The organism is Haemophilus sp. HMSC61B11 (genome assembly GCF_001838615.1).
GTDB classification, from domain to species: Bacteria; Pseudomonadota; Gammaproteobacteria; order Enterobacterales; family Pasteurellaceae; genus Haemophilus_D; species Haemophilus_D parainfluenzae_AD.
On sequence record NZ_KV838001.1, the window covers coordinates 1 to 641 of the forward strand.

1 pseudogene is annotated in these 641 nt (G+C 34.9%); it reads right to left on the minus strand.

The annotated features are described in order from the left end of the window. A pseudogene (locus HMPREF3263_RS08825) lies at positions 1-641 on the minus strand (hypothetical protein); the annotation flags it as partial.

The window sequence follows — 641 nt, forward strand, 5'->3', positions numbered from 1 at the left end:
CTATGGGCTGACTACGATATAAGTTACTGACATAGTCTCGTACATAATTTGTTGTACTAGCAAAATCATTAACTATATTTTCTGTCGTTTTTATATCTAATGTGAGGCTGGAAGGTGCGTTCGTCGGAATTTTCTTCATCCAGAACATCTTAACTAAAGGATCTCTTTCTATTGCCTGCAATAGTTCGTATGGCAACTTAAATTCCGAGTACATAATATATGCTGTTTCAATTGCCCGATTTAATTCTATAAATGATTTAGCTCTCATACCTATTACATGAACTTCTTTCAGTTCTGCTTGCATAGGCTTTTCTTTAGTTGCTTCTTCCTCGTTTGTGTTTTCTTCGTTGTTATTTTCTTCAACTTGTTGAGAATTATCTTCTTTTACTTCATTTGATGCATCATTTTGAGGTGTGCCTTTTTCAGATTGTTCTTTAATCCATTGATTAAAATTATCTTTAGACCACCTAGCAAAGACTTGTGCATCATCATCACTATGAGACTCATAAATATACCAAGCTTCACCGTTAGTGGCTTCAGCCGTTATGTTCATTTCTTCACATTCAGCTTTATCCGCCAAAATATAGATATAACCATCACGCAAACGGCGGAGATCATAATCACTATTCATTTCGGCTATT